The organism is Carboxydothermus islandicus, assembly GCF_001950325.1.
GTDB classification, from domain to species: domain Bacteria; phylum Bacillota; class Z-2901; order Carboxydothermales; family Carboxydothermaceae; genus Carboxydothermus; species Carboxydothermus islandicus.
Genome location: NZ_BDJL01000002.1, coordinates 1 through 19,502, shown reverse-complemented (window position 1 = coordinate 19,502; position 19,502 = coordinate 1). Strand labels below are relative to the sequence as shown.

The 19,502-nt window shown below is 44.7% G+C and carries 19 protein-coding genes and 1 other annotated feature; all 19 genes read right to left on the bottom strand.

Translation table 11 applies throughout. The annotated features are described in order from the left end of the window. On the bottom strand, positions 1–222 hold a 222-nt coding region (locus tag ciss_RS01015; RefSeq protein ID WP_235837215.1), incomplete at its 3' end, for a GTP-binding protein. Between the two features lie 15 nt (positions 223–237). Beyond that, positions 238–2,316 (bottom strand): elongation factor G, encoded by a 2,079-nt coding sequence (gene fusA / locus ciss_RS01010; protein WP_075864472.1) that lies wholly within the window; start codon positions 2,314–2,316, stop codon positions 238–240. Positions 2,317–2,331: 15 nt separating this feature from the next. Next, entirely contained in the window at positions 2,332–2,802 is a 471-nt protein-coding gene (rpsG, locus tag ciss_RS01005; protein ID WP_075864471.1) for a 30S ribosomal protein S7, read from the bottom strand. Between the two features lie 38 nt (positions 2,803–2,840). Then, positions 2,841–3,221 (bottom strand): 30S ribosomal protein S12, encoded by a 381-nt coding sequence (gene rpsL / locus ciss_RS01000; RefSeq protein WP_011345197.1) that lies wholly within the window; start codon positions 3,219–3,221, stop codon positions 2,841–2,843. 3 nt (positions 3,222–3,224) lie between these two features. Continuing rightward, positions 3,225–3,488: a L7Ae/L30e/S12e/Gadd45 family ribosomal protein gene (locus ciss_RS00995; protein ID WP_075864470.1), complete on the bottom strand. Its 264-nt coding sequence runs from the start codon at positions 3,486–3,488 to the stop codon at positions 3,225–3,227. 145 nt (positions 3,489–3,633) lie between these two features. Then, entirely contained in the window at positions 3,634–7,092 is a 3,459-nt protein-coding gene (gene rpoC / locus ciss_RS00990; RefSeq protein ID WP_075864469.1) for a DNA-directed RNA polymerase subunit beta', read from the bottom strand. A 23-nt stretch (positions 7,093–7,115) separates the two neighbouring features. Next, positions 7,116–10,514 carry a DNA-directed RNA polymerase subunit beta gene (rpoB, locus tag ciss_RS00985; RefSeq protein ID WP_075864468.1) on the bottom strand — a complete coding sequence of 1,133 codons (3,399 nt, stop codon included), beginning with the start codon at positions 10,512–10,514 and terminating at the stop codon, positions 7,116–7,118. Positions 10,515–10,798: 284 nt separating this feature from the next. Continuing rightward, on the bottom strand, positions 10,799–11,791 hold the full coding sequence (locus ciss_RS00980) for a BMP family protein (RefSeq protein WP_075864467.1): 993 nt from the start codon (positions 11,789–11,791) through the stop codon (positions 10,799–10,801). Between the two features lie 47 nt (positions 11,792–11,838). Beyond that, entirely contained in the window at positions 11,839–12,774 is a 936-nt protein-coding gene (locus ciss_RS00975) for an ABC transporter permease (protein ID WP_075864466.1), read from the bottom strand. A gap of 1 nt (position 12,775) precedes the next feature. Further along, on the bottom strand, positions 12,776–13,822 hold the full coding sequence (locus ciss_RS00970) for an ABC transporter permease (protein ID WP_075864465.1): 1,047 nt from the start codon (positions 13,820–13,822) through the stop codon (positions 12,776–12,778). After that, positions 13,823–15,349, bottom strand: coding sequence for an ABC transporter ATP-binding protein (locus ciss_RS00965; RefSeq protein ID WP_075864464.1), 1,527 nt, complete (start codon positions 15,347–15,349; stop codon positions 13,823–13,825). It lies immediately after the preceding gene. Positions 15,350–15,580: 231 nt separating this feature from the next. Next, positions 15,581–15,961 (bottom strand): 50S ribosomal protein L7/L12, encoded by a 381-nt coding sequence (rplL, locus tag ciss_RS00960; RefSeq protein ID WP_075864463.1) that lies wholly within the window; start codon positions 15,959–15,961, stop codon positions 15,581–15,583. A 67-nt stretch (positions 15,962–16,028) separates the two neighbouring features. Beyond that, positions 16,029–16,559 carry a 50S ribosomal protein L10 gene (gene rplJ / locus ciss_RS00955; protein ID WP_075864462.1) on the bottom strand — a complete coding sequence of 177 codons (531 nt, stop codon included), beginning with the start codon at positions 16,557–16,559 and terminating at the stop codon, positions 16,029–16,031. A gap of 15 nt (positions 16,560–16,574) precedes the next feature. After that, positions 16,575–16,705, bottom strand: a sequence feature (ribosomal protein L10 leader region). 41 nt (positions 16,706–16,746) lie between these two features. After that, entirely contained in the window at positions 16,747–17,442 is a 696-nt protein-coding gene (gene rplA, locus ciss_RS00950) for a 50S ribosomal protein L1 (protein ID WP_075864461.1), read from the bottom strand. A 74-nt stretch (positions 17,443–17,516) separates the two neighbouring features. Next, positions 17,517–17,942 (bottom strand): 50S ribosomal protein L11, encoded by a 426-nt coding sequence (gene rplK / locus ciss_RS00945; RefSeq protein ID WP_011345205.1) that lies wholly within the window; start codon positions 17,940–17,942, stop codon positions 17,517–17,519. A 21-nt stretch (positions 17,943–17,963) separates the two neighbouring features. After that, complete coding sequence (gene nusG, locus ciss_RS00940) at positions 17,964–18,485, bottom strand: transcription termination/antitermination protein NusG (RefSeq protein ID WP_075864460.1); 522 nt, start codon at positions 18,483–18,485, stop codon at positions 17,964–17,966. 20 nt (positions 18,486–18,505) lie between these two features. Next, positions 18,506–18,769, bottom strand: coding sequence for a preprotein translocase subunit SecE (gene secE, locus ciss_RS00935; protein WP_075864459.1), 264 nt, complete (start codon positions 18,767–18,769; stop codon positions 18,506–18,508). Between the two features lie 17 nt (positions 18,770–18,786). Beyond that, a complete protein-coding gene (gene rpmG / locus ciss_RS00930; protein ID WP_028052878.1) occupies positions 18,787–18,936 on the bottom strand; it encodes a 50S ribosomal protein L33 in 150 nt (49 codons plus the stop codon). A 142-nt stretch (positions 18,937–19,078) separates the two neighbouring features. After that, positions 19,079–19,502 (bottom strand): EF-Tu C-terminal domain-related protein (locus ciss_RS00925; protein ID WP_268874186.1); only part of this gene is annotated, 424 nt, incomplete at its 5' end.

The window sequence follows — 19,502 nt, the reverse complement described above, 5'->3', positions numbered from 1 at the left end:
CTTCTCGGTCTCATACTCCACGTGCGCTGTATTAATGGTAATTCCTCTTTCCCTTTCTTCCGGAGCATTGTCAATCTCGTCGTACCTCTTTTGCTGGGCTAATCCCTTCTTCGCCAGCACCGTGGTAATTGCCGCAGTTAAGGTGGTCTTACCGTGGTCTACGTGACCTATCGTTCCAATGTTTACGTGGGGTTTTACCCGCTCAAATTTTGCCTTCGCCATCGTTACTCCTCCTTTTTACTTACCTTGTCTTTTTTGAATAATTTGATCTGCCAAGTTCTTGGGCACTTCCTCATAATGGGAGAAATGCATAGTATAGGTGCCCCGTCCCTGGGTTTTCGAACGGAGATCGGTAGCATAACCAAACATTTCGGCTAAGGGTACATAGCCTCTTACAACCTGCATGTTATTCCGGGCTTCCATACCTTCAATCCGTCCCCGGCGCGAGTTGAGGTCACCGATAACCTCACCCATGTATTCTTCCGGAACAACCACTTCAACTTTCATAATAGGTTCTAAAAGCACCGGATTTGCTTTTAAAACCGCCTGTTTAGCGGCCATCGAACCGGCAATTTTGAAAGCCATTTCTGAAGAGTCAACTTCGTGATAACTACCATCAAACAGCGTTACCCGCACATCGATAACCGGATAACCTGCCAGTACACCGGATTCTAAGGCTTCCCGCACACCAGCATCGACTGCCGGAATGTATTCCTTGGGAATCACGCCACCAACAATTTTATTGACAAACTCATAACCTTTACCGGGTTCCAGCGGTTCAATTTCAATCCAAACATGACCGTACTGACCGCGTCCACCGGTTTGCCGGATGTATTTGCCTTCGGCCTTGGCAGTTCCCCGAACGGTTTCTTTGTAAGCAACCTGGGGCTTACCCACATTGGCTTCAACTTTAAACTCCCGCATGAGCCGGTCCACGATAATTTCGAGGTGTAATTCGCCCATGCCAGCAATAATGGTCTGGCCGGTTTCCTGGTCGGTCCACATCTTAAAGGTGGGGTCTTCCTCAGCCAAGCGCTGCAGGGCTATGCTCATCTTTTCCTGGTCCTGCTTGGTCTTGGGTTCAATCGCTACGTTAATAACCGGCTCGGGGAATTCCATGGATTCTAAAACAATTGGATGCTTCTCATCGCAAATGGTATCTCCAGTGTGGGTGTCTTTTAAACCAACTGCTGCAGCTATATCTCCGGAACATACTTCATCAATTTCTTCCCGGTGGTTCGCATGCATTCTAAGGAGCCGTCCAATCCGCTCTTTCTTTCCTTTGGTGGAATTTAAAACGTAAGAACCGGCTTTCAGGACACCGGAATAAACCCTGAAGAAGGTAAGCTTACCCACATAGGGGTCAGCCATAATCTTAAACGCCAGAGCGGAAAACGGCTCGGAATCGCTCGCCTTCCGAAAATCCTCATCACCCGTTTCGGGATTAATTCCGCGCACCGCCGGAATATCCACCGGTGAAGGCAAATAATAAACAATAGCGTCTAAAAGCGGCTGCACGCCTTTATTTTTAAAGGAAGAACCGCAAAGTACCGGAACAACTTTTACGGCAATCGTTGCTTTTCTTAGACCCGCTCTAATTTCTTCGGGAGTCAGTTCTTCTCCCTCCAGATATTTCAGCATTAGTTCTTCATCAGCTTCCGCTGCCGCTTCCAGTACTTTTTCCCGGTACTCGGCTACCAAATCTAACATTTCAGCGGGGATTTCCGCTTCTGCTAATTGGGTACCGAGGTCATCGGTATAAATAATCGCTTTATTTTCAATCAAATCGACAACTCCCTGAAAAGTGTCTTCATTTCCGATGGGGAGCTGTATCGGTACCGGATTGGCGCCCAGGCGCTCTTTGATTTGCTTTACCACTTCAAAAAAGTTGGCTCCCATCCGGTCCATTTTATTGACATATGCTATCCGCGGAACACCGTATTTATCGGCCTGACGCCAGACAGTTTCCGATTGGGGTTCAACGCCACCAACAGCACAAAATATTGCCACGGCGCCGTCTAAAACCCTAAGCGATCTTTCAACTTCCACGGTAAAGTCCACGTGTCCGGGCGTATCAATAATGTTAATCCGGTGATTTTTCCAGAAGCATGTAGTAGCCGCTGAGGTAATGGTAATACCCCGCTCTTGTTCCTGGACCATCCAGTCCATGGTTGCAGCACCATCATGCACTTCGCCCATTTTATGCACTTTACCGGTATAGAAGAGAATACGCTCTGTTGTGGTAGTTTTGCCGGCGTCAATATGAGCCATAATCCCGATGTTTCTCGTCCGTTCCAACGGGTATTCTCTCGGCATGTCGTATTCCCTCCTTTACCACCGATAATGGGCAAACGCCTTATTGGCCTCGGCCATTTTATGAGTATCTTCTTTTTTCTTAACGGCTCCGCCAACACCGTTAGCCGCATCCATAATTTCCGCAGCTAATTTTTCCTCCATACTCCGGCCGCTTCTTTCCCGGGCATAGTTGACAATCCAGCGGATAGCTAAGGACTGCCGCCGTTCCGGACGAACTTCCACCGGCACCTGATAGTTAGCACCACCAACCCGGCGCGGCCGTACTTCAAGTACGGGCATTACATTTTTCATGGCTTCTTCGAAAACTTCCAATGGATCCCTGCCGGTTTTTTCCCGGATTATATCAAAAGCCCGATAGCAGATTTTTTCCGCCAAGCTTTTTTTGCCGTCAACCATGGTCTTATTAATCAACTTGGTTACCAATTTGCTACCATAAATTGGATCCGGCAAAACATCTCGCTTGGGTACGGGTCCTCTTCTGGGCATCTTTTTCCCCCCTTTACAAGGATTCTTTTAATAACTTTTTACTTCTTAGCTTTTGGCCGTTTTGTTCCGTATTTAGAACGACCTTGATTGCGGTTCTGCACTCCAGCACAGTCAAGCGCTCCCCGAACGATATGGTATCTTACACCCGGAAGGTCCTTAACCCGGCCACCTCGTACTAATACCACCGAGTGTTCCTGCAAGTTGTGTCCAATACCGCCGATATATGCGGTAACTTCAATGCCGTTGGTTAACCGTACCCGGGCTACTTTCCGTAAGGCGGAGTTCGGCTTCTTCGGAGTTGTAGTATAAACTCTGGTGCAAACCCCTCTCTTTTGCGGACATCCTTTGAGCGCCGGTGCACTGGATTTAACTGCTACTTTTTCTCTACCTTTCCTCACTAACTGATTAATCGTTGGCATTTATTACACCTCCTTCCCCGGATCAATAATTGCAGCACAGGCACAACCTACAGCAATACCACAGCTTTTTCCCAATTCTGCCATAGTACCTACGGTTTCGACTGGAACATTTTTTTCCTTGCAGAGGGCCACCACTGGATCGGTAACTCTCTTTTCTGCATCTAAAGCAATAAAAACTTTTATCGCTTTCCCTTTTTGGAGGGCTTTTAATGTTTGCTTGGTGCCAACGGTCCTGTTTTTGGTTTCCTTAATCTCCGAAAGCGGCACTATACTCCCTCCCGCCTGTTAACACACTTTTATATGATAGCATTTTGCAAAATCCTTGTCAATTCATCTCAATTTTCACCAGGGGTAATGTACATTAAAATTTTGTTAATTTTTCAGGGGCCGTAAGGTCCCGGCCCCTGAAATTTTACTCTGCATTCTTGGCCTGAACCATGATATTGCGGTAACGGGCCATACCCGTACCCGCAGGTATTAACTTACCAATAATAACATTTTCCTTAAGGCCTAAAAGCGGATCAACCTTACCTTTAATAGCGGCTTCGGTAAGCACCCGGGTGGTTTCCTGGAACGAAGCTGCAGAAAGGAACGAATCGGTCGCCAGGGATGCTTTGGTTATTCCAAGCAGTACCCTCTTAGCGGTTGCCGGTTTTCCACCCTTGGCAATAACTTTAGCATTTTCATCTTCAAATTCAAAAATGTCCACCAGGCTTCCCGGTAAGAGGTCGGTATCGCCGGAGTCTTCAATTTTTACCTTTCTTAGCATTTGCCTGATAACTACCTCAATATGCTTATCGTTAATTTCCACACCTTGCATCCGGTAAACTTTCTGCACTTCCTGGAGGAGATAAAGCTGAGCCCCCTCGATACCTTTAACTTTGATTAAATCATGGGGGTTAATAGGCCCTTCCGTTAGTTCGTCCCCAGCATATACTTTATCTCCGGTCTGGACTTTAATGCGTGCTTGATAAGTTATGGGATATACCTTGCGTTCTCCGGTCTCTTGATTTATAACCTCAATTTCCCGGCGTCCTTTGTTATCCCGAACCTCAACCACACCATCAATTTCGGTAATAATCGCCTGGCCCTTTGGTCTCCGGGCTTCAAACAACTCTTCGACCCGAGGTAAACCCTGGGTAATATCCTCACCGGCAACACCACCGGTATGGAAGGTCCGCATGGTAAGCTGGGTACCCGGTTCTCCGATACTTTGCGCGGCAATAATTCCTACCGCTTCACCGATATCTACTATGCTGTTAGTAGCAAGATTTCGACCGTAACACCGGGTGCAAACCCCGTGGCGAGTGCGACAGGTTAATACGGAACGGATTTTAACCTTCTTTATTTTTGCTGCAACTATTTTTTCAACAATTTCTTCAGTAATTTCCTGGTTCTTCGCTACTAACAATTCTCCCGTTTCCGGATGGACTATATCTTCCGCAGCCACTCTACCTAAAATTCTATCTTCAAGTTTTTCAATAACATCAGTCCCGTCTTTCACATCGGTTACATAAATACCATCTTCGGTACCGCAATCTTCTTCCCGGACTATAACATCCTGGCAAACGTCAACCAGTCGCCGGGTAAGGTAACCGGAGTCAGCAGTTCTAAGCGCCGTATCCGCCAATCCTTTCCGCGCTCCGTGGGTAGAAATAAAGTATTCCAGTACCGTTAACCCTTCCCGGAAATTCGCTTTAATCGGCAAGTCAATGATTCGCCCGGAAGGATCGGCCATCAATCCCCGCATTCCGGCTAACTGGCGAATCTGCTGAATGTTACCCCGGGCACCGGATTTGGCCATCATGTAAACGTGGTTAAACTGGGAAGCTTCCAGGGTTTCAACTAATTTTTTCGTTACCTTATCGGTTGCCGCATTCCAGATATCTACCACCCGCTGATAACGTTCATCTTCCGTAATTAAACCCCGGCGGTACTTGACTTCAATGTCCGCTACCATCCGGTCCGCTTCTTCTAAAATCTCCTGCTTTTCTTTGGGAACGGTAATATCTACGATACCAATGGTAAGACCGGCCTTGGTTGCATAATGGAATCCAAGTTTCTTAAGACCGTCTAACAAGTAGCCGGTTTTTTCATAGCCAAGCTTTCTATATGATTCGGTAACAATTTTCCCCAGCGCTTTTTTATCAACCAAGTGATTTATAAACCTTAACTCTTCGGGAATTACCTCATTAAATATTATCCTTCCCGGAGTGGTTTCTAACTCCACTATTTCTCCCCGTACGGGATAGCGAACTTTAATTTTGGTGTGAAGTTCGATAACCCCTTCTTCATAAGCCATTATCACTTCTTCGGGATGGGCAAATTTCTTACCTTCGCCTTTAGCTCCGGGCTTTTCTACCGTCAGGTAGTAACTGCCTATAACCATATCCTGAGTCGGTACGACTACCGGCTTTCCATCTTTTGGGTTCAAGATATTGTGAGAAGAAAGCATTAAAAGTCGAGCTTCTGCCTGGGCTTCCGCCGATAGAGGCACGTGAACCGCCATTTGATCGCCATCGAAGTCAGCATTGTAAGCCGTACAAACCAGCGGGTGAATCTGAATTGCCCTACCTTCCACCAGAACCGGTTCAAAAGCCTGAATTCCCAAACGGTGCAAGGTAGGTGCCCGGTTTAAAAGTACCGGATGTTCTCTAATTACCTCTTCTAATACATCCCAAACCTCGGGTTTTACCCGCTCCACCATGCGCTTGGCACTTTTAATGTTGTGGGCAATCCCGTCAGCCACTAATTTTTTCATCACAAAAGGCTTGAACAATTCCAAAGCCATTTCCTTTGGCAAACCGCACTGGTGCAACTTCAATTCCGGACCAACCACGATAACCGAACGCCCGGAATAATCCACCCGCTTACCCAAAAGATTTTGGCGGAAACGCCCCTGCTTACCTTTTAACATGTCCGACAGGGATTTTAAAGGCCGGTTTCCGGGTCCCGTTACCGGACGGCCACGACGGCCATTATCAATCAGGGCGTCAACCGCTTCCTGCAGCATGCGCTTTTCATTCCGGACAATGATGTCCGGTGCCCCTAACTCTAAAAGCCTTTTTAAGCGGTTGTTACGGTTTATTACCCGCCGGTACAGGTCATTTAAGTCCGACGTGGCAAACCGGCCACCGTCTAACTGAACCATCGGCCGCAGTTCCGGAGGAATAACCGGAATAACATCTAAAATCATCCATTCCGGCCGGTTGCCTGATTTTCTAAAGGACTCGACAACTTCTAAACGACGTAAAGCTCTTATCCGCCGCTGTCCGGTGGATTCCTTAATTTCCGCTTTGAGCTCGGCGGAAAGTTCATTTAAATCTATTTCCGCCAAAAGCTCTTTTATCGCTTCTGCCCCCATTCCCGCTTTAAAAGCATTGCCGTACTTTTCCCGGGCTTCCCGATACTCCGTTTCGGTCAGCAACTGCTTTTTAAGAAGGGGAGTTTCCCCGGGGTCAATCACGATGTACGAAACAAAGTACAAAACTTTTTCCAGGGCACGGGGGGACATATCCAGTAAAAGGCCCATACGACTTGGAATCCCTTTAAAATACCAGATATGCGATACCGGAGCAGCAAGCTCAATGTGGCCAAGCCTTTCCCGCCGCACTTTTGAACGAGTTACTTCGACCCCGCAGCGGTCACAAACAACTCCCTTATAGCGAACCCGTTTGTATTTACCGCAGTGACATTCCCAGTCTTTGGTAGGGCCAAAGATTCTTTCGCAAAAAAGTCCATCCCGTTCCGGTTTTAGAGTCCGGTAATTTATTGTTTCCGGCTTTTTAACCTCTCCATGGGACCAGGCACGGATTTGATCCGGAGAAGCAAGACCAATCTTAATACGCTCAAAGTTATTTAGAACCAGCAAGGAGCTTCTCTCCTTTCAATAATTTAATCCTCCAGGTCACCATCAAAATCATCATTAATCTCAAAATCCGCTTCTACTTCTTCCTCATAATATTCGTTTTTTACTTCGTCTCGGTCCGCAATACTTGCCGCTAAGCCGTATTCTTCGGCTTTTTCACCTATATCATCGTCTATTTCCTTAATTTCTACTTCTTCATCATTATCGGTGAGAACTTTAACGTCAAGCCCCAAGCTTTGCAGTTCTTTGATCAATACCTTAAACGATTCTGGAACCCCCGGTTCAGGGATATTCTCTCCCTTAACAATTGCTTCGTAGGTTTTTACCCGACCAACCACATCGTCCGACTTAATGGTGAGAATTTCCTGCAGCGTATAAGCGGCACCGTAGGCCTCCAAAGCCCAAACTTCCATTTCTCCGAACCGCTGACCACCAAACTGGGCTTTTCCACCCAGCGGCTGCTGGGTAACCAGAGAATACGGACCGGTAGACCGGGCATGGATTTTGTCGTCTACCAGGTGAGCAAGTTTTAGCATATAAACATAGCCTACCGTCACCCGACTGTCAAAAGGCTCACCGGTACGCCCATCTCTTACTTCTATCTTGCCGTCTTCCGGAAGTCCTGCTTTTCGCAGAGCCTCAAAAATGTCTTCTTCGGTAGCCCCGTTAAAAATCGGAGTTGCTACATTTATCCCCAGAGCCTTGGCAGCCCACCCCAGGTGACACTCCAGAATCTGTCCAATATTCATCCGGGAAGGAACTCCCAAAGGATTTAAAACAATTTCTACCGGGGTGCCATCGGGTAAGAAAGGCATATCTTCTTCCGGCAAGATCCTAGCCACAACACCCTTATTACCGTGGCGACCAGCCATCTTGTCCCCAACGGAAATTTTCCGTTTCTGGGCAATGTAAACGCGGACCAGCATATTTACTCCCGGAGAAAGCTCGTCGCCATTTTCCCGGGAAAAAACTTTAACATCGACTACTTTGCCCGATTCGCCGTGAGGGACCCGAAGAGATGTATCCCTAACTTCCCGGGCCTTTTCCCCGAAAATAGCCCTGAGAAGTCTTTCTTCTGCAGTCAGTTCCGTTTCCCCTTTGGGAGTGACTTTACCCACCAGAATATCCCCAGGACGAACTTCAGCCCCTATCCGGATAATTCCCCGTTCATCTAAATCTTTTAAGGCATCTTCACCAACATTGGGAATATCCCGGGTAATCTCTTCGGGGCCAAGCTTGGTATCCCGGGCATCACATTCGTACTCTTCAATGTGAATGGAAGTAAAAACATCTTCTTTAACCAGCTTTTCGCTTATTAAAATTGCGTCTTCATAGTTATAACCTTCCCAGGGCATGTAGGCCACCAAAACATTCTTACCTAAAGCCAGTTCTCCGTGATCGGTAGACGGACCATCGGCAATGATTTGGTCCTTCTCCACCCGTTCACCTTTCCTAACAATCGGCTTTTGATTGATACACGTCCCCTGGTTGGACCGCTCAAACTTTATAAGCTTATACCGGTCAATTTGCCCCTGGTCGTTTCTTATAACAATCTCATCAGCAGTAACTCGCTCCACAACCCCAGGATTCTTAGCTAAAACCACAACCCCCGAATCTTTAGCAGCCTTGTACTCAATACCGGTGCCAACTACCGGTGCTTCGGTCCTGATGAGCGGCACTGCCTGCCGTTGCATGTTAGCACCCATCAAAGCCCGGTTAGCATCGTCGTGCTCTAAAAAGGGAATTAACGAAGTTGCCACCGAGAAAACCTGCTTGGGAGAAACATCAACAAAGTCAACTTTTGAAGGTTCGACGTGCAAGATCTCACTGCCGTGACGGGCATTAACCATCTCATCTAAGAACTTACCTTCGGGGGAAAGCTTAACGTTAGCCTGAGCAATAACGTATTTTTCTTCTTCATCGGCAGTTAAGTAAACAATTTCATTGGTTACAACTCCCCGCTCCTTATCAACCTTGCGGTAAGGAGTTTCAATAAAGCCAAATTCATTTACCCGGGCATAAGTGGTAAGGTTACCGATAAGACCAATGTTAGGACCTTCCGGCGTTTCAATGGGGCACATCCGCCCATAATGGGAGTGGTGAACGTCCCGTACTTCGAAACCCGCCCTTTCCCGGGAAAGTCCCCCCGGTCCAAGAGCCGAAAGCCGCCGTTTATGGGTTAATTCGGCCAAGGGATTGGTTTGGTCCATAAACTGGGAAAGCTGGCTTGAACCAAAGAATTCTTTAATTGCAGCTACAATAGGTCTTGTATTAATTAAAACCTGCGGGGTTAATGAATCGGCATCTTGTATAGTCATCCGCTCCCGCACAACCCGTTCCATCCGGGCTAAACCGATCCTGAACTGGTTTTGCAGTAATTCACCTACCGACCGGAGCCGGCGATTGCCTAAATGGTCAATATCGTCTACCTTCCCCTGTCCCCGCATTAACCCTAAAAGATAGCGAATGGTATAAATTATATCTTCATTAGTAAGTTCCCGAATAAACTCCCTTTTAACAGGAACATAGTCATTTAAATATTTATCATATTCTTTTTCTCCATTTTCCTCGAGGTAACGGTATAATACTCCGTGATTTAATTTTTTAAATAGCTTGTACCGTCCCACATTACCCAGATCGTAACGTTTAGGATCAAAAAACATTGAATCTAAAAGAGTTTTCGCACTCTCCACCGTTGGCGGTTCCCCCGGGCGGAGCTTTTTATATATTTCAATTAACGCTTCTTCCCGGGAATCGGTATTGTCTCTTTCGAGGGTAGCGATAATTTTATCATCATGGTCGAATAACTCTCCAATGCGCCCTTTTGATTCGTAGCCTAGCGCCTTTAAAAGCACCGTTACGGGAAGCTTACGGGTACGATCGATACGGACATATATATGGTCATTTACATCCGTCTCAAATTCTAACCAGGCTCCCCGGTTAGGGATAATTGTTGCCAGGTACATTTTTTTCCCGTTAGGGTCAACCTGTTCCGAAAAGTAAACCCCCGGGGAACGAACCATTTGGCTGATTACAACCCGTTCGGCACCGTTAAAAATAAAGGTACCTTTTTCCGTCATTAAGGGGAAATCCCCTAAAAACACTTCCTGCTCTTTAATTTCTCCGGTTTCCTTATTTAAAAGTCTTACCTTTACTCGAAGAGGGGCAGAATATGTAAAATCCCTTTCTTTGCACTCCTCCACAGAGTATTTGGGCTTACCAAGGTAGTAATCTAAAAACTCTAAAGATAAATTACCGGTAAAATCGGTAATCGGAGATATTTCCCGAAAAACTTCCCTCAACCCTTCATCCAAAAACCACTGGTACGATTTTTTCTGAATTTCAATAAGATATGGAAGTTCCAAGATTTCGGGAAATTTGGCATAGCTATAACGAATTTTTTTCCCGACCTGCACCGGTATCATTTAAGCTATCACCCCTCAGAAAAAATTAAAAACCAAAAAGGTAAAAAGGCAAAAAGAACCCCTTTTGCCTTTCTACCTAAAAATATTTAAGGCAATACTTCGCATTACCATATTGTATCCAAAGTCGCAAGATATTACACATCCTCCAATTTAATTACAAGATGGCATTTTTAAATGATATCACAAGTATTTGTAATTGTCAACAACCTGAAAGTATAAAAAAAGGGACAGTCCCTATCTTTATACTTTAAGTATAAAGAAAAGAACCGTCCCGAAATACTACTTTACGGTTTTGGAGGAGCTATTTTTCCTGCCTTTAAATCTTCAATTACCGCATTCACTTTATCTTTAACCTCTTGCGGTACCTCATCGGTCCAATCCATTTCTAAAACTCCCTCAGCCCATCCCTGGCTGTAACCTTTTGGCTCAAGTTTCCCTGCTATAAACTGCTCTACAACCCACTTAAATAAGTTGGGAGTTTTGTAAAGAACACTGGCCACCACCGTTCCAGGAGCTACTTCATTTTGCGGAGCAATATAACCGATTGCTTTAACTCCTTTCATCTTGGCTGCTTCGATACTACCAAGCCCTACCTGGTTGGCAGAACAGAATAAAACATCGGCACCATTTTCCGCCATGGCTAACGCCGTTTCTTTACCTTTTTGAATATCTTCCCAGGAGTTAACATAGGTTTTCATAACTTTAATTGAGGGATCAACTGCTTTGGCGGCATTTTCAAAAGCATCAAGAGTACCTTTAATTACAGGGAAGGGGAAAGAACCAATTGCCCCAAGTTTCTTAGTCTTGGTAATAAGCCCGGCAATAGTTCCGGCTACATAACCACCCTCCCATTCGCGAATTCCGATACCACCAATGTTCGGCGCTTTGCCCTGGTCACTGTTTATGACCATGAAGAAAGTTTTAGGATACTGAGGAGCAACTTTGTTAACAGCATCGGTAAATTGCACTCCATGAGCAAACACTAAATCATAACCTTTTTCACCATAATCTCTCAACGTTGCTTCAAAATCCGCTTGTTGAACGTTTTCAATGTACTCCATGTCAATACCAAGATCTTTCTTTACCAGCTGCAACCCAGCATAAGCCGTTGCGTTCCAGCCCTGGTCATTAATTGGTCCAGGTAGTACTAAAGCAATTTTGTACTTTTTAGCCTCGCCTTCTTTCTTGGGCTCCTCATTCTTCGCACAGCCAGCAAGGCTAAAAATTAGGGAAACCACTAAAAGCACCGCTAACACAGAAAAAATCTTTCTTTTCATCTTATTCCTCCTTTGCTTTTATTTTTTGGCCTTTTCGGCCAAAAGTTTTAATTCTTTTCATAGGACTTTCCTAAGGCTGCCGGAGCCGTAGTCTTTCCTACGAGCCCGCTCATGGCTATTACCGTAACGATATAGGGCAGCATTAAAAATACCTGATAAGGAATGCCAGTTCCCACTGCTTGCAATCTAATCTGAAGCGCATCAGCCAAACCAAAGATAAGACTTGCTGCTAAAATTCCCGAAGGTTTCCATTTCCCAAAAATTACTGCAGCTACGGCAATAAAGCCTCTCCCAGAAACCATATTGTCTACAAACATATTAAACTGACCGAGGGAAAGAAATGCTCCTGCTACCCCGGCAAAAATTCCCGAAAGTAAAACACAGAGGTAGCGAATTTTTACGACATTTATCCCTACCGTATCGGCAGCTTTGGGATGTTCCCCCACCGTTCTAATGGCAAGCCCCCAGGAAGTCCTGTACAAAATAAGTGAGGCCAACGGAACCAGTAAAAACGCTAAATACACCAAAATATTTTGTTGAAATAAAATTGGTCCTATTAGCGGCAAATCTTTTAAACCAGGAATTGCTAAAGGTTTAAACGCATTTACCTTAACGGGCGTTGTGGTAATACCAAACATTGCCCGAAAAATAAAGCTGGTGAGACCAACGCTTAAAATATTTACCGCAATCCCGGTAACCACATGGTCTACACCAAGGCTTACGGTCATGTAAGCATGAATTAATGCTAAAAGAATCCCACCCCCAATGGCAAAAAGTATACCTATCCAAGGGCTTCCGGTCACGTATGACCCGATAACCCCAAATAAAGCACCAATAAGCATCATACCTTCAAGGCCAATATTAATTACTCCAGAACGCTCGGAAAACATCCCTCCCAGTGCAGCCAGTAATATCGGCACTGACAATCGAATAGTGGCGGCTAAAAGTGTTATGAAGAATCCTAAGGTAAAGATCTGCTCCATCTTAGGCCACCCCCTTGGCTTTTTTCTTTTGGTAGCGCCGGGCTAAAATTGTTCCACCCAGTAAAAATAAAATTATCAATCCCTGAATGATGTAAACGATGTTTGCCGGAACTCCAACTGACCGCTGCATGCTGTTTGCCCCAACCTGTAATAAGCCAAATAACAGTGATGCCAGCACTACCCCAAAAGGAGTTGCCTGCCCTAAAAGCGCTACAGCAATTCCATCAAAGCCAACACCTTTGGAAAAGTTATCTAACAAACGATGGTGTATCCCCCCAACTTCAGTAAACCCGGCAACCCCGGCCAAGGCGCCCGAGAGGGCTAATGCTAAAAACATTTTGGTTCGTACATCAATCCCAGCATATTCAGCCGCATGAAGATTTAGCCCTACCGCCCTTAATTCAAAGCCAAGCTTGGTTCGCCAGAGGATGATATAGACCAACACTACAAACAATAGAGCTATCAGAAATCCAAGATGCAAGCGGGTATTGGGTATTAGCACCGGCAAAAAAGCATTTTCTCCTATCATATCCGTTTGCGGATAAAAACCGGATTTTTCTCTCAAGGGTTTATCAACAAGATAACTTAATAAATAAACAGCAACGTAATTCAACATTATGGTAATAATAATCTCCGACGAGCCAAAAACCGCTTTCAGTAATCCCGGAATTCCTCCCCAAATTCCTCCAGCAATTAAAGCCGCTAAAAGAGAAAGCGGTATTGCCAAAAAGGGAGATAAATGTCCAAGTTTTAACCCCACCACTACTGCAGCGATGGCGCCTACGTACATTTGCCCTTCAGCTCCAATATTAAATAGTCCCGTTCGGTAAGCAAAAGTAAAAGCCAGACCGGTCATTATAATTGGCACTGCTTTTACTAAAATTTCCGAAATTCCGTACAGAGAAGTTAAGTTACCAAACAAAAGAACACTATAAGCCTCAAGAGGGTTAACATTTATAAACAAAAGGAGTATTGCTCCTAAAACAAGAGCTGCCAGAATTGCCAGAATCGGTACAACCAAATTTATTAGTAGTAAATCTTTTTTCATTTAAGATGCCTCCTTCTTCTTTCTAATCCCTGCCATCATTAAGCCAATTTCGTTGATATCGGGATTGTCGTTGGTCATCTCGCCCATTATTTGTCCTTTGTAAATTACCGCAATACGATCGGATAAGGCTAAGATCTCTGAAAGTTCGGTAGAAATTAAAAGTACTGCTGCCCCCCGCTCCCGCTCTTTAATAATCTGCTCATGGATATATTCAATAGCTCCTACATCTACCCCCCGGGTAGGCTGAACGGCCAACAGTAACTTGGGCCGACGGCTAATTTCCCGGGCTACCACTACTTTTTGCTGGTTACCACCGGATAAAGTTCGAGCAGCAACTTCACTATGGGGCGCTTTAACCTTATATTTTTCTAAAAGTTCCTGGGCCATGCTTTTTATGCTATTAAGATTTAAAAACCCAAATTTTCCACACCAGGGCTCACAATAATAACTCTGGAGAATTATATTCTCTGATAAAGTAAAATCCAATACCAGGCCCCTTTTATGCCGGTCTTCGGGTATGTGCCCTAAACCTTTTTCAGTAATAACCCTTGGTTTTTTCCCAACAATTGGTTCCCCGTTTAAAAGAATGGTACCTGCTACCGGTTTTATTAAGCCCGCAATAGCCTCGGCTAACTCCGTCTGGCCGTTTCCATCAACTCCGGCAATACCAAGAATTTCACCACCCCTGACGGTTAAAGAAAGACCATTTAAAGCAGTTATTCCGCGTTGATTTTTAACCACCAAATCTTTAATTTCCAAAACCACTGGTCCCGGCTGGCAGGGAGACTTTGCTGGTACAAAATTCACTTCCCGGCCAACCATTAGTTGGGCCAAAAGCTTTTCATCGGCATCTTTTGTATTTAAGGTTTTGATAACTTGACCGTCACGCAATACCGTAACCCGATCAGCCACTTCTAAAACTTCATTTAATTTATGAGTAATTAAGATAATGGACATGCCTTCTTGGGAAAGCTTTTTTAATGTGGAGAAAAGTTCTTTAACTTCTTGGGGAGTCAAAACAGCGGTGGGTTCATCCATTATGAGGAGCTTAGCCTTGCGATATAGTGCCTTCACGATTTCTACCCTTTGTTGAGCGCCAACGGAGAGATCCTGGACATAAGCATCCGGGTCAATTTCTAAACCATAACGATGGGCTATTTCCAAAACCCTTTCCCGGTGGAGAGCCCGATCGTAAAAAATTCCCCGATCCCCGGGAAGGCCCATAATAATATTGTCCAATACCGTATGAACCGGAATTAACATAAAATGCTGATGAATCATACCAATGCCAGCCCGGATCGCATCCTTTGCTGACTCAAAGTTCACCCTTTTCCCTTCAAAATAAATTTCACCCGAATCAGCCTGATACAAACCATATAGCACGTTCATCAAAGTCGACTTTCCTGCCCCGTTTTCTCCTAAGAGGGCGTGGATTTCTCCATGATAAACTTCTAAGTTGACATTCCGGTTAGCCACGACCCCAGGAAAAGTTTTAGTAATGTTTATCATTTTTAAAATCGGTTGCATGAAATGCCCCTCCCCTGAAAATATAACAAACCTTACTAACACTATTTGTATGGTTTTGGCTTTATTTTTGCTTTTTCTTGCTTCTATGTTATTTATTTCGACGAATTTAGCGCTTTTCCTGCAAGTTTTTTCTGAATTTTTTTATTATTTTCTTATAAAGTTTGTTTGTAAATAAGTAAAATGGTAATAAAAACCCCCCGGCAAAGAGCCGGGGGGTTTTGGGAATGGTTACTATTTAATTTCCACAGTAGCGCCAGCTTCTTCAAGCTTGGCCTTGATAGCTTCGGCATCAGCTTTGCTGACTTTTTCCTTAACAGGCTTCGGAGCACCATCCACCAGATCTTTGGATTCTTTGAGGCCAAGACCGGTGATTTCCCGAACAACTTTAATAACGTTAACTTTTTGTGCTCCGGGGCTGACGAGAATTACGTCAAATTCGGTCTTTTCTTCCTGAGCAGGTGCTGCAGCAGCAGCAGCCACCGGAGCAGCAGCAACCGCTACAGGAGCAGCAGCGCTGACACCAAACTCTTCTTCAAAAGCTTTTACAAGCTCAGCAAGTTCGAGAACAGTTAAACTTTTAACAGCCTCTAAAATTTCTTGTACTTTGGACATTTATGCCACCTCCAAAAATATTTTTTTCGTATTTATGGTTAAGCCCAAAGGCTTATACCCGATAAAATTATTCCTCACCAGCTTTCTGCTTGCGGATTGCTTCAAGGGCATAAACAAATTTTCTAAGCACACCGGCAAGAGCTCCAGCAAATCCGTAAAGGGGAGCTTGCATACCACCAAGAACTTTTGCCAAAAGAACGTCCCGCGGTGGAAGATCGGCAATGGCTTTGACCTTGTCCTTTTCCAGTACAATATTCTCCAGAATTCCAACTTTAATTTCTAAATTAGGATGATCTTTCGCAAAGTCAAATAAAACTTTTGCAGCTGCAGCTGGGTCTTCTTTGGCCACAGCCAGAGCGGTTGGTCCTTCTAAGTAAGGGTCCAATCCAGTAATACCCAAGTTATTTACTGCTCGTTTGGTTAGAGTATTTTTAACAACCTTAATTTCCGCACCCTTTTCCTTAAGTTTTCGCCGAAGTTCGGTCATTTCGGCCACAGTAAGCCCCCGGTAGTCAACCAGTATTGCCGCCTGGAAGCTTTTAATCATCTCCTCAATTTCCGCTACAACTTTAGCTTTTTGTTCAATAATCGGTTTCAAAGAACGGTTCACCTCCTCGAAAGCAATTAAGGCCGCCGTAGACACACGGCGGCCTTGGGTTTTTCTTCCTTAAGCCTTGCCTCGGTTGGCGGTTTCCCATTAAGCCCTCAGGCACCAACGGTCTACGGCAAATAATATTTATTTGCCACAAAGTGTATTGTAGCACGGTTTGAACTATTTGGCAACACTATTTAATCAACTTTAAGTGATTTATTTTAATGCCAGGCCCCATAGTTGAAGAAACTGACACACCCTTTAAATATTGACCTTTTGCCCCTGAAGGCTTGGCTTTTATCAAAGCATCAATTAAAGTGTGGAAGTTTTCTACAAGCTTTTCTACAGGGAACGATACTTTTCCAATCGGCACGTGGACAATACCGGCTTTATCTACCCGGTACTCAATCTTACCGGCTTTAATATCGGCAATCGCTTTTGCCACTTCAAAGGTAACGGTTCCGGTTTTCGGGCTGGGCATTAACCCTTTAGGGCCTAAAATTTTACCCAAACGACCCACAGCTCCCATCATATCCGGAGTCGCCACCACTACGTCAAAATCGATCCAACCCTGGGCAATTTTTTCAATATATTCTTCGGCACCAACATAATCGGCACCGGCAGCTTCAGCTTCCTTAGCTTTTTCTCCTTTAGCAAAAACTAATACTTTCCGGGTTTTACCGGTACCATGGGGCAACACCACCGCCCCCCTTACCTGCTGATCAGCATGCCGGGGATCAACCCCAAGTTTTACAGCCACTTCTACGGTTTCATCAAACTTAGCAAAGGAAAGCTCCTTTACCAGAGCAAAAGCTTCAGCTGGCTCATATAATTTGGTTTTATCAACTTTTTTCGCAGCTTCTAAATATTTCTTCCCGTGTTTTGGCATTTCTCTTTCCCTCCTTGTGGTATTAGCGGAAAGGCACTCCTCCCACTTTTTTGGTAAAATCCTAATTTAAAAAATTAGTCTACCACTTCAATTCCCATACTCCGGGCAGTACCTTCAATCATCCTCATTGCTGCCTCAACATCGTTGGCATTTAAATCTTTGAGCTTAAGCTCGGCAATTTCCCGAATTTTAGCCCGGGTAACTTTACCCACTTTTTTCTTGTTGGGCTGGCCGGAACCCGATTCTATTCCCGCAGCTTTCTTAAGAAGGTCCGAAGCCGGCGGAGTTTTAGTTACAAAGGTAAAAGACCGGTCTTCGTAAACAGTAATTTCAACCGGGATAATCATTCCTGCCTGTTGAGCAGTACGCTCGTTATATTCTTTAACAAAAGCCATTATGTTAACCCCGTGCTGACCAAGGGCAGGACCAACCGGGGGTGCAGGTGTCGCTTTACCTGCTGGGATTTGTAATTTCACTACTGCAACTACTTTCTTAGCCATTTTTTCACCTCCATTCAAAAACTATATCTTAGTTACCTGGGCAAAATCAAGTTCAATGGGAGTTTCTCTCCCAAACATAGAAACCAGAACCCTTACTTTCCCTTTATCCGGGTAAATTTCTTCAACATTTCCAACAAACCCTTCAAAAGGTCCAGCATTTACCCGAACCGGTTGCCCAATTTCCAAATCAATTTTCGTCCGGGGTTCATCAATACCCATTTGCTTCATTATTTGCCGTACTTCCTGTTCAGTCAAAGGAATTGGCTTGGAGCCCCCAACAAAACCGGTTACTCCAGGAGTATGTCTAACCACATTGTACGACTCGTCAGTTAAAACCATTTCCACTAAAACATAGCCGGGGAAAATTTTGCGTTTGGACACTTTTTTCTTTCCATCTTTAATTTCCAGTTCATCTTCCATGGGGACCAAAATACGAAAAATGTGATTCCCCATATTTAATGACTCAATTCTTTTTTCCAAGTTGGCTTTTACTTTGTTTTCGTGTCCAGAATAAGTATGGACGACATACCAGTTTTTTTCCATTACAGGACTCCTGCCTTTACCTATTTAAGAAGTAAGTTCAGGAAAAAGCTCAAAAACGAATCAAAAAGCCAGATAATAAGGCCTACAATAATAACGGTTAAAAATACAACCCCCGTATAAACAATTGATTCATTTCGGGTCGGCCAGTGGACTTTTTTCACCTCGGTCCAAACGCTCCGAAAATACTGCTGAGTTTTTACCCAGGCCCCCTCCCCCGTTTTAGGAGCTTTCCGGGGCTCTTTTCCACCTTCGGTTTTAGAAATTTCCTTACCAGCAGCTCCCATAAAAATTCCCCATCCTTTTATTTTGTTTCTTTATGCACCGTATGTGCATTACAGTAAGGGCAATACTTTTTTAATTCAAGTCTCCCCGGATCGTTCTTTTTGTTTTTGGTTGTAGTATAGTTACGGTGCTTGCATTGGGTACATTCTAAAGTTATTGTTACGCGCATTTAAACCATCCTCCTAAAAATAAAAAAATCATAGGCAGTTTACAATTTTACCTAATATAATCTATCATAATACCCCAACCCTGTCAATACGATGAAAATTTTAACCTAAACAAAAAAGGGAGGAAACCCCCCCTTTTTAAACTTACTCTTCTATCTGGGTAACAACGCCCGCGCCTACAGTTCTGCCACCTTCCCGAATAGCAAACCTCAATCCTTCTTCAATAGCAATCGGTGTGATAAGCTCAATATGAATCTTTACGTTATCCCCGGGCATTACCATCTCTACACCTTCCGGTAAATGGATTACTCCCGTTACGTCCGTCGTCCGGAAGTAAAACTGCGGCCGGTACCCGTTAAAGAACGGTGTGTGCCGTCCCCCTTCTTCCTTGGTCAGTACGTATACCTCCGCAAAAAACTTCCGGTGCGGCTTTATCGTACCGGGCTTAGCCAGTACCTGCCCCCGCTCGATTTCCTTCCGGTCTACACCCCGTAATAACGCTCCTATGTTGTCCCCTGCTACCGCCTCGTCCAATACCTTCCGGAACATCTCCAGTCCCGTTACTACC

What these genes read in the sequence shown, in the direction of transcription:
- rpmG (WP_028052878.1), bottom strand. Translation starts at nt 18,936, where the DNA reads ATGCGCGTAACAATAACTTTAGAATGTACCCAATGCAAGCACCGTAAC.
- ciss_RS00970 (WP_075864465.1), bottom strand. Translation starts at nt 13,822, where the DNA reads ATGAAAAAAGATTTACTACTAATAAATTTGGTTGTACCGATTCTGGCA.
- ciss_RS00965 (WP_075864464.1), bottom strand. Translation starts at nt 15,349, where the DNA reads ATGCAACCGATTTTAAAAATGATAAACATTACTAAAACTTTTCCTGGG.
- rplA (WP_075864461.1), bottom strand. Translation starts at nt 17,442, where the DNA reads ATGCCAAAACACGGGAAGAAATATTTAGAAGCTGCGAAAAAAGTTGAT.
- rpsL (WP_011345197.1), bottom strand. Translation starts at nt 3,221, where the DNA reads ATGCCAACGATTAATCAGTTAGTGAGGAAAGGTAGAGAAAAAGTAGCA.
- nusG (WP_075864460.1), bottom strand. Translation starts at nt 18,485, where the DNA reads ATGGAAAAAAACTGGTATGTCGTCCATACTTATTCTGGACACGAAAAC.
- rpoB (WP_075864468.1), bottom strand. Translation starts at nt 10,514, where the DNA reads ATGATACCGGTGCAGGTCGGGAAAAAAATTCGTTATAGCTATGCCAAA.
- ciss_RS00975 (WP_075864466.1), bottom strand. Translation starts at nt 12,774, where the DNA reads ATGGAGCAGATCTTTACCTTAGGATTCTTCATAACACTTTTAGCCGCC.
- rplL (WP_075864463.1), bottom strand. Translation starts at nt 15,961, where the DNA reads ATGTCCAAAGTACAAGAAATTTTAGAGGCTGTTAAAAGTTTAACTGTT.
- rplK (WP_011345205.1), bottom strand. Translation starts at nt 17,942, where the DNA reads ATGGCTAAGAAAGTAGTTGCAGTAGTGAAATTACAAATCCCAGCAGGT.
- rpsG (WP_075864471.1), bottom strand. Translation starts at nt 2,802, where the DNA reads ATGCCCAGAAGAGGACCCGTACCCAAGCGAGATGTTTTGCCGGATCCA.
- ciss_RS00980 (WP_075864467.1), bottom strand. Translation starts at nt 11,791, where the DNA reads ATGAAAAGAAAGATTTTTTCTGTGTTAGCGGTGCTTTTAGTGGTTTCC.
- fusA (WP_075864472.1), bottom strand. Translation starts at nt 2,316, where the DNA reads ATGCCGAGAGAATACCCGTTGGAACGGACGAGAAACATCGGGATTATG.
- secE (WP_075864459.1), bottom strand. Translation starts at nt 18,769, where the DNA reads ATGGGAGCTGCTGGTAAGGAAATTTCTAAAACCGAAGGTGGAAAAGAG.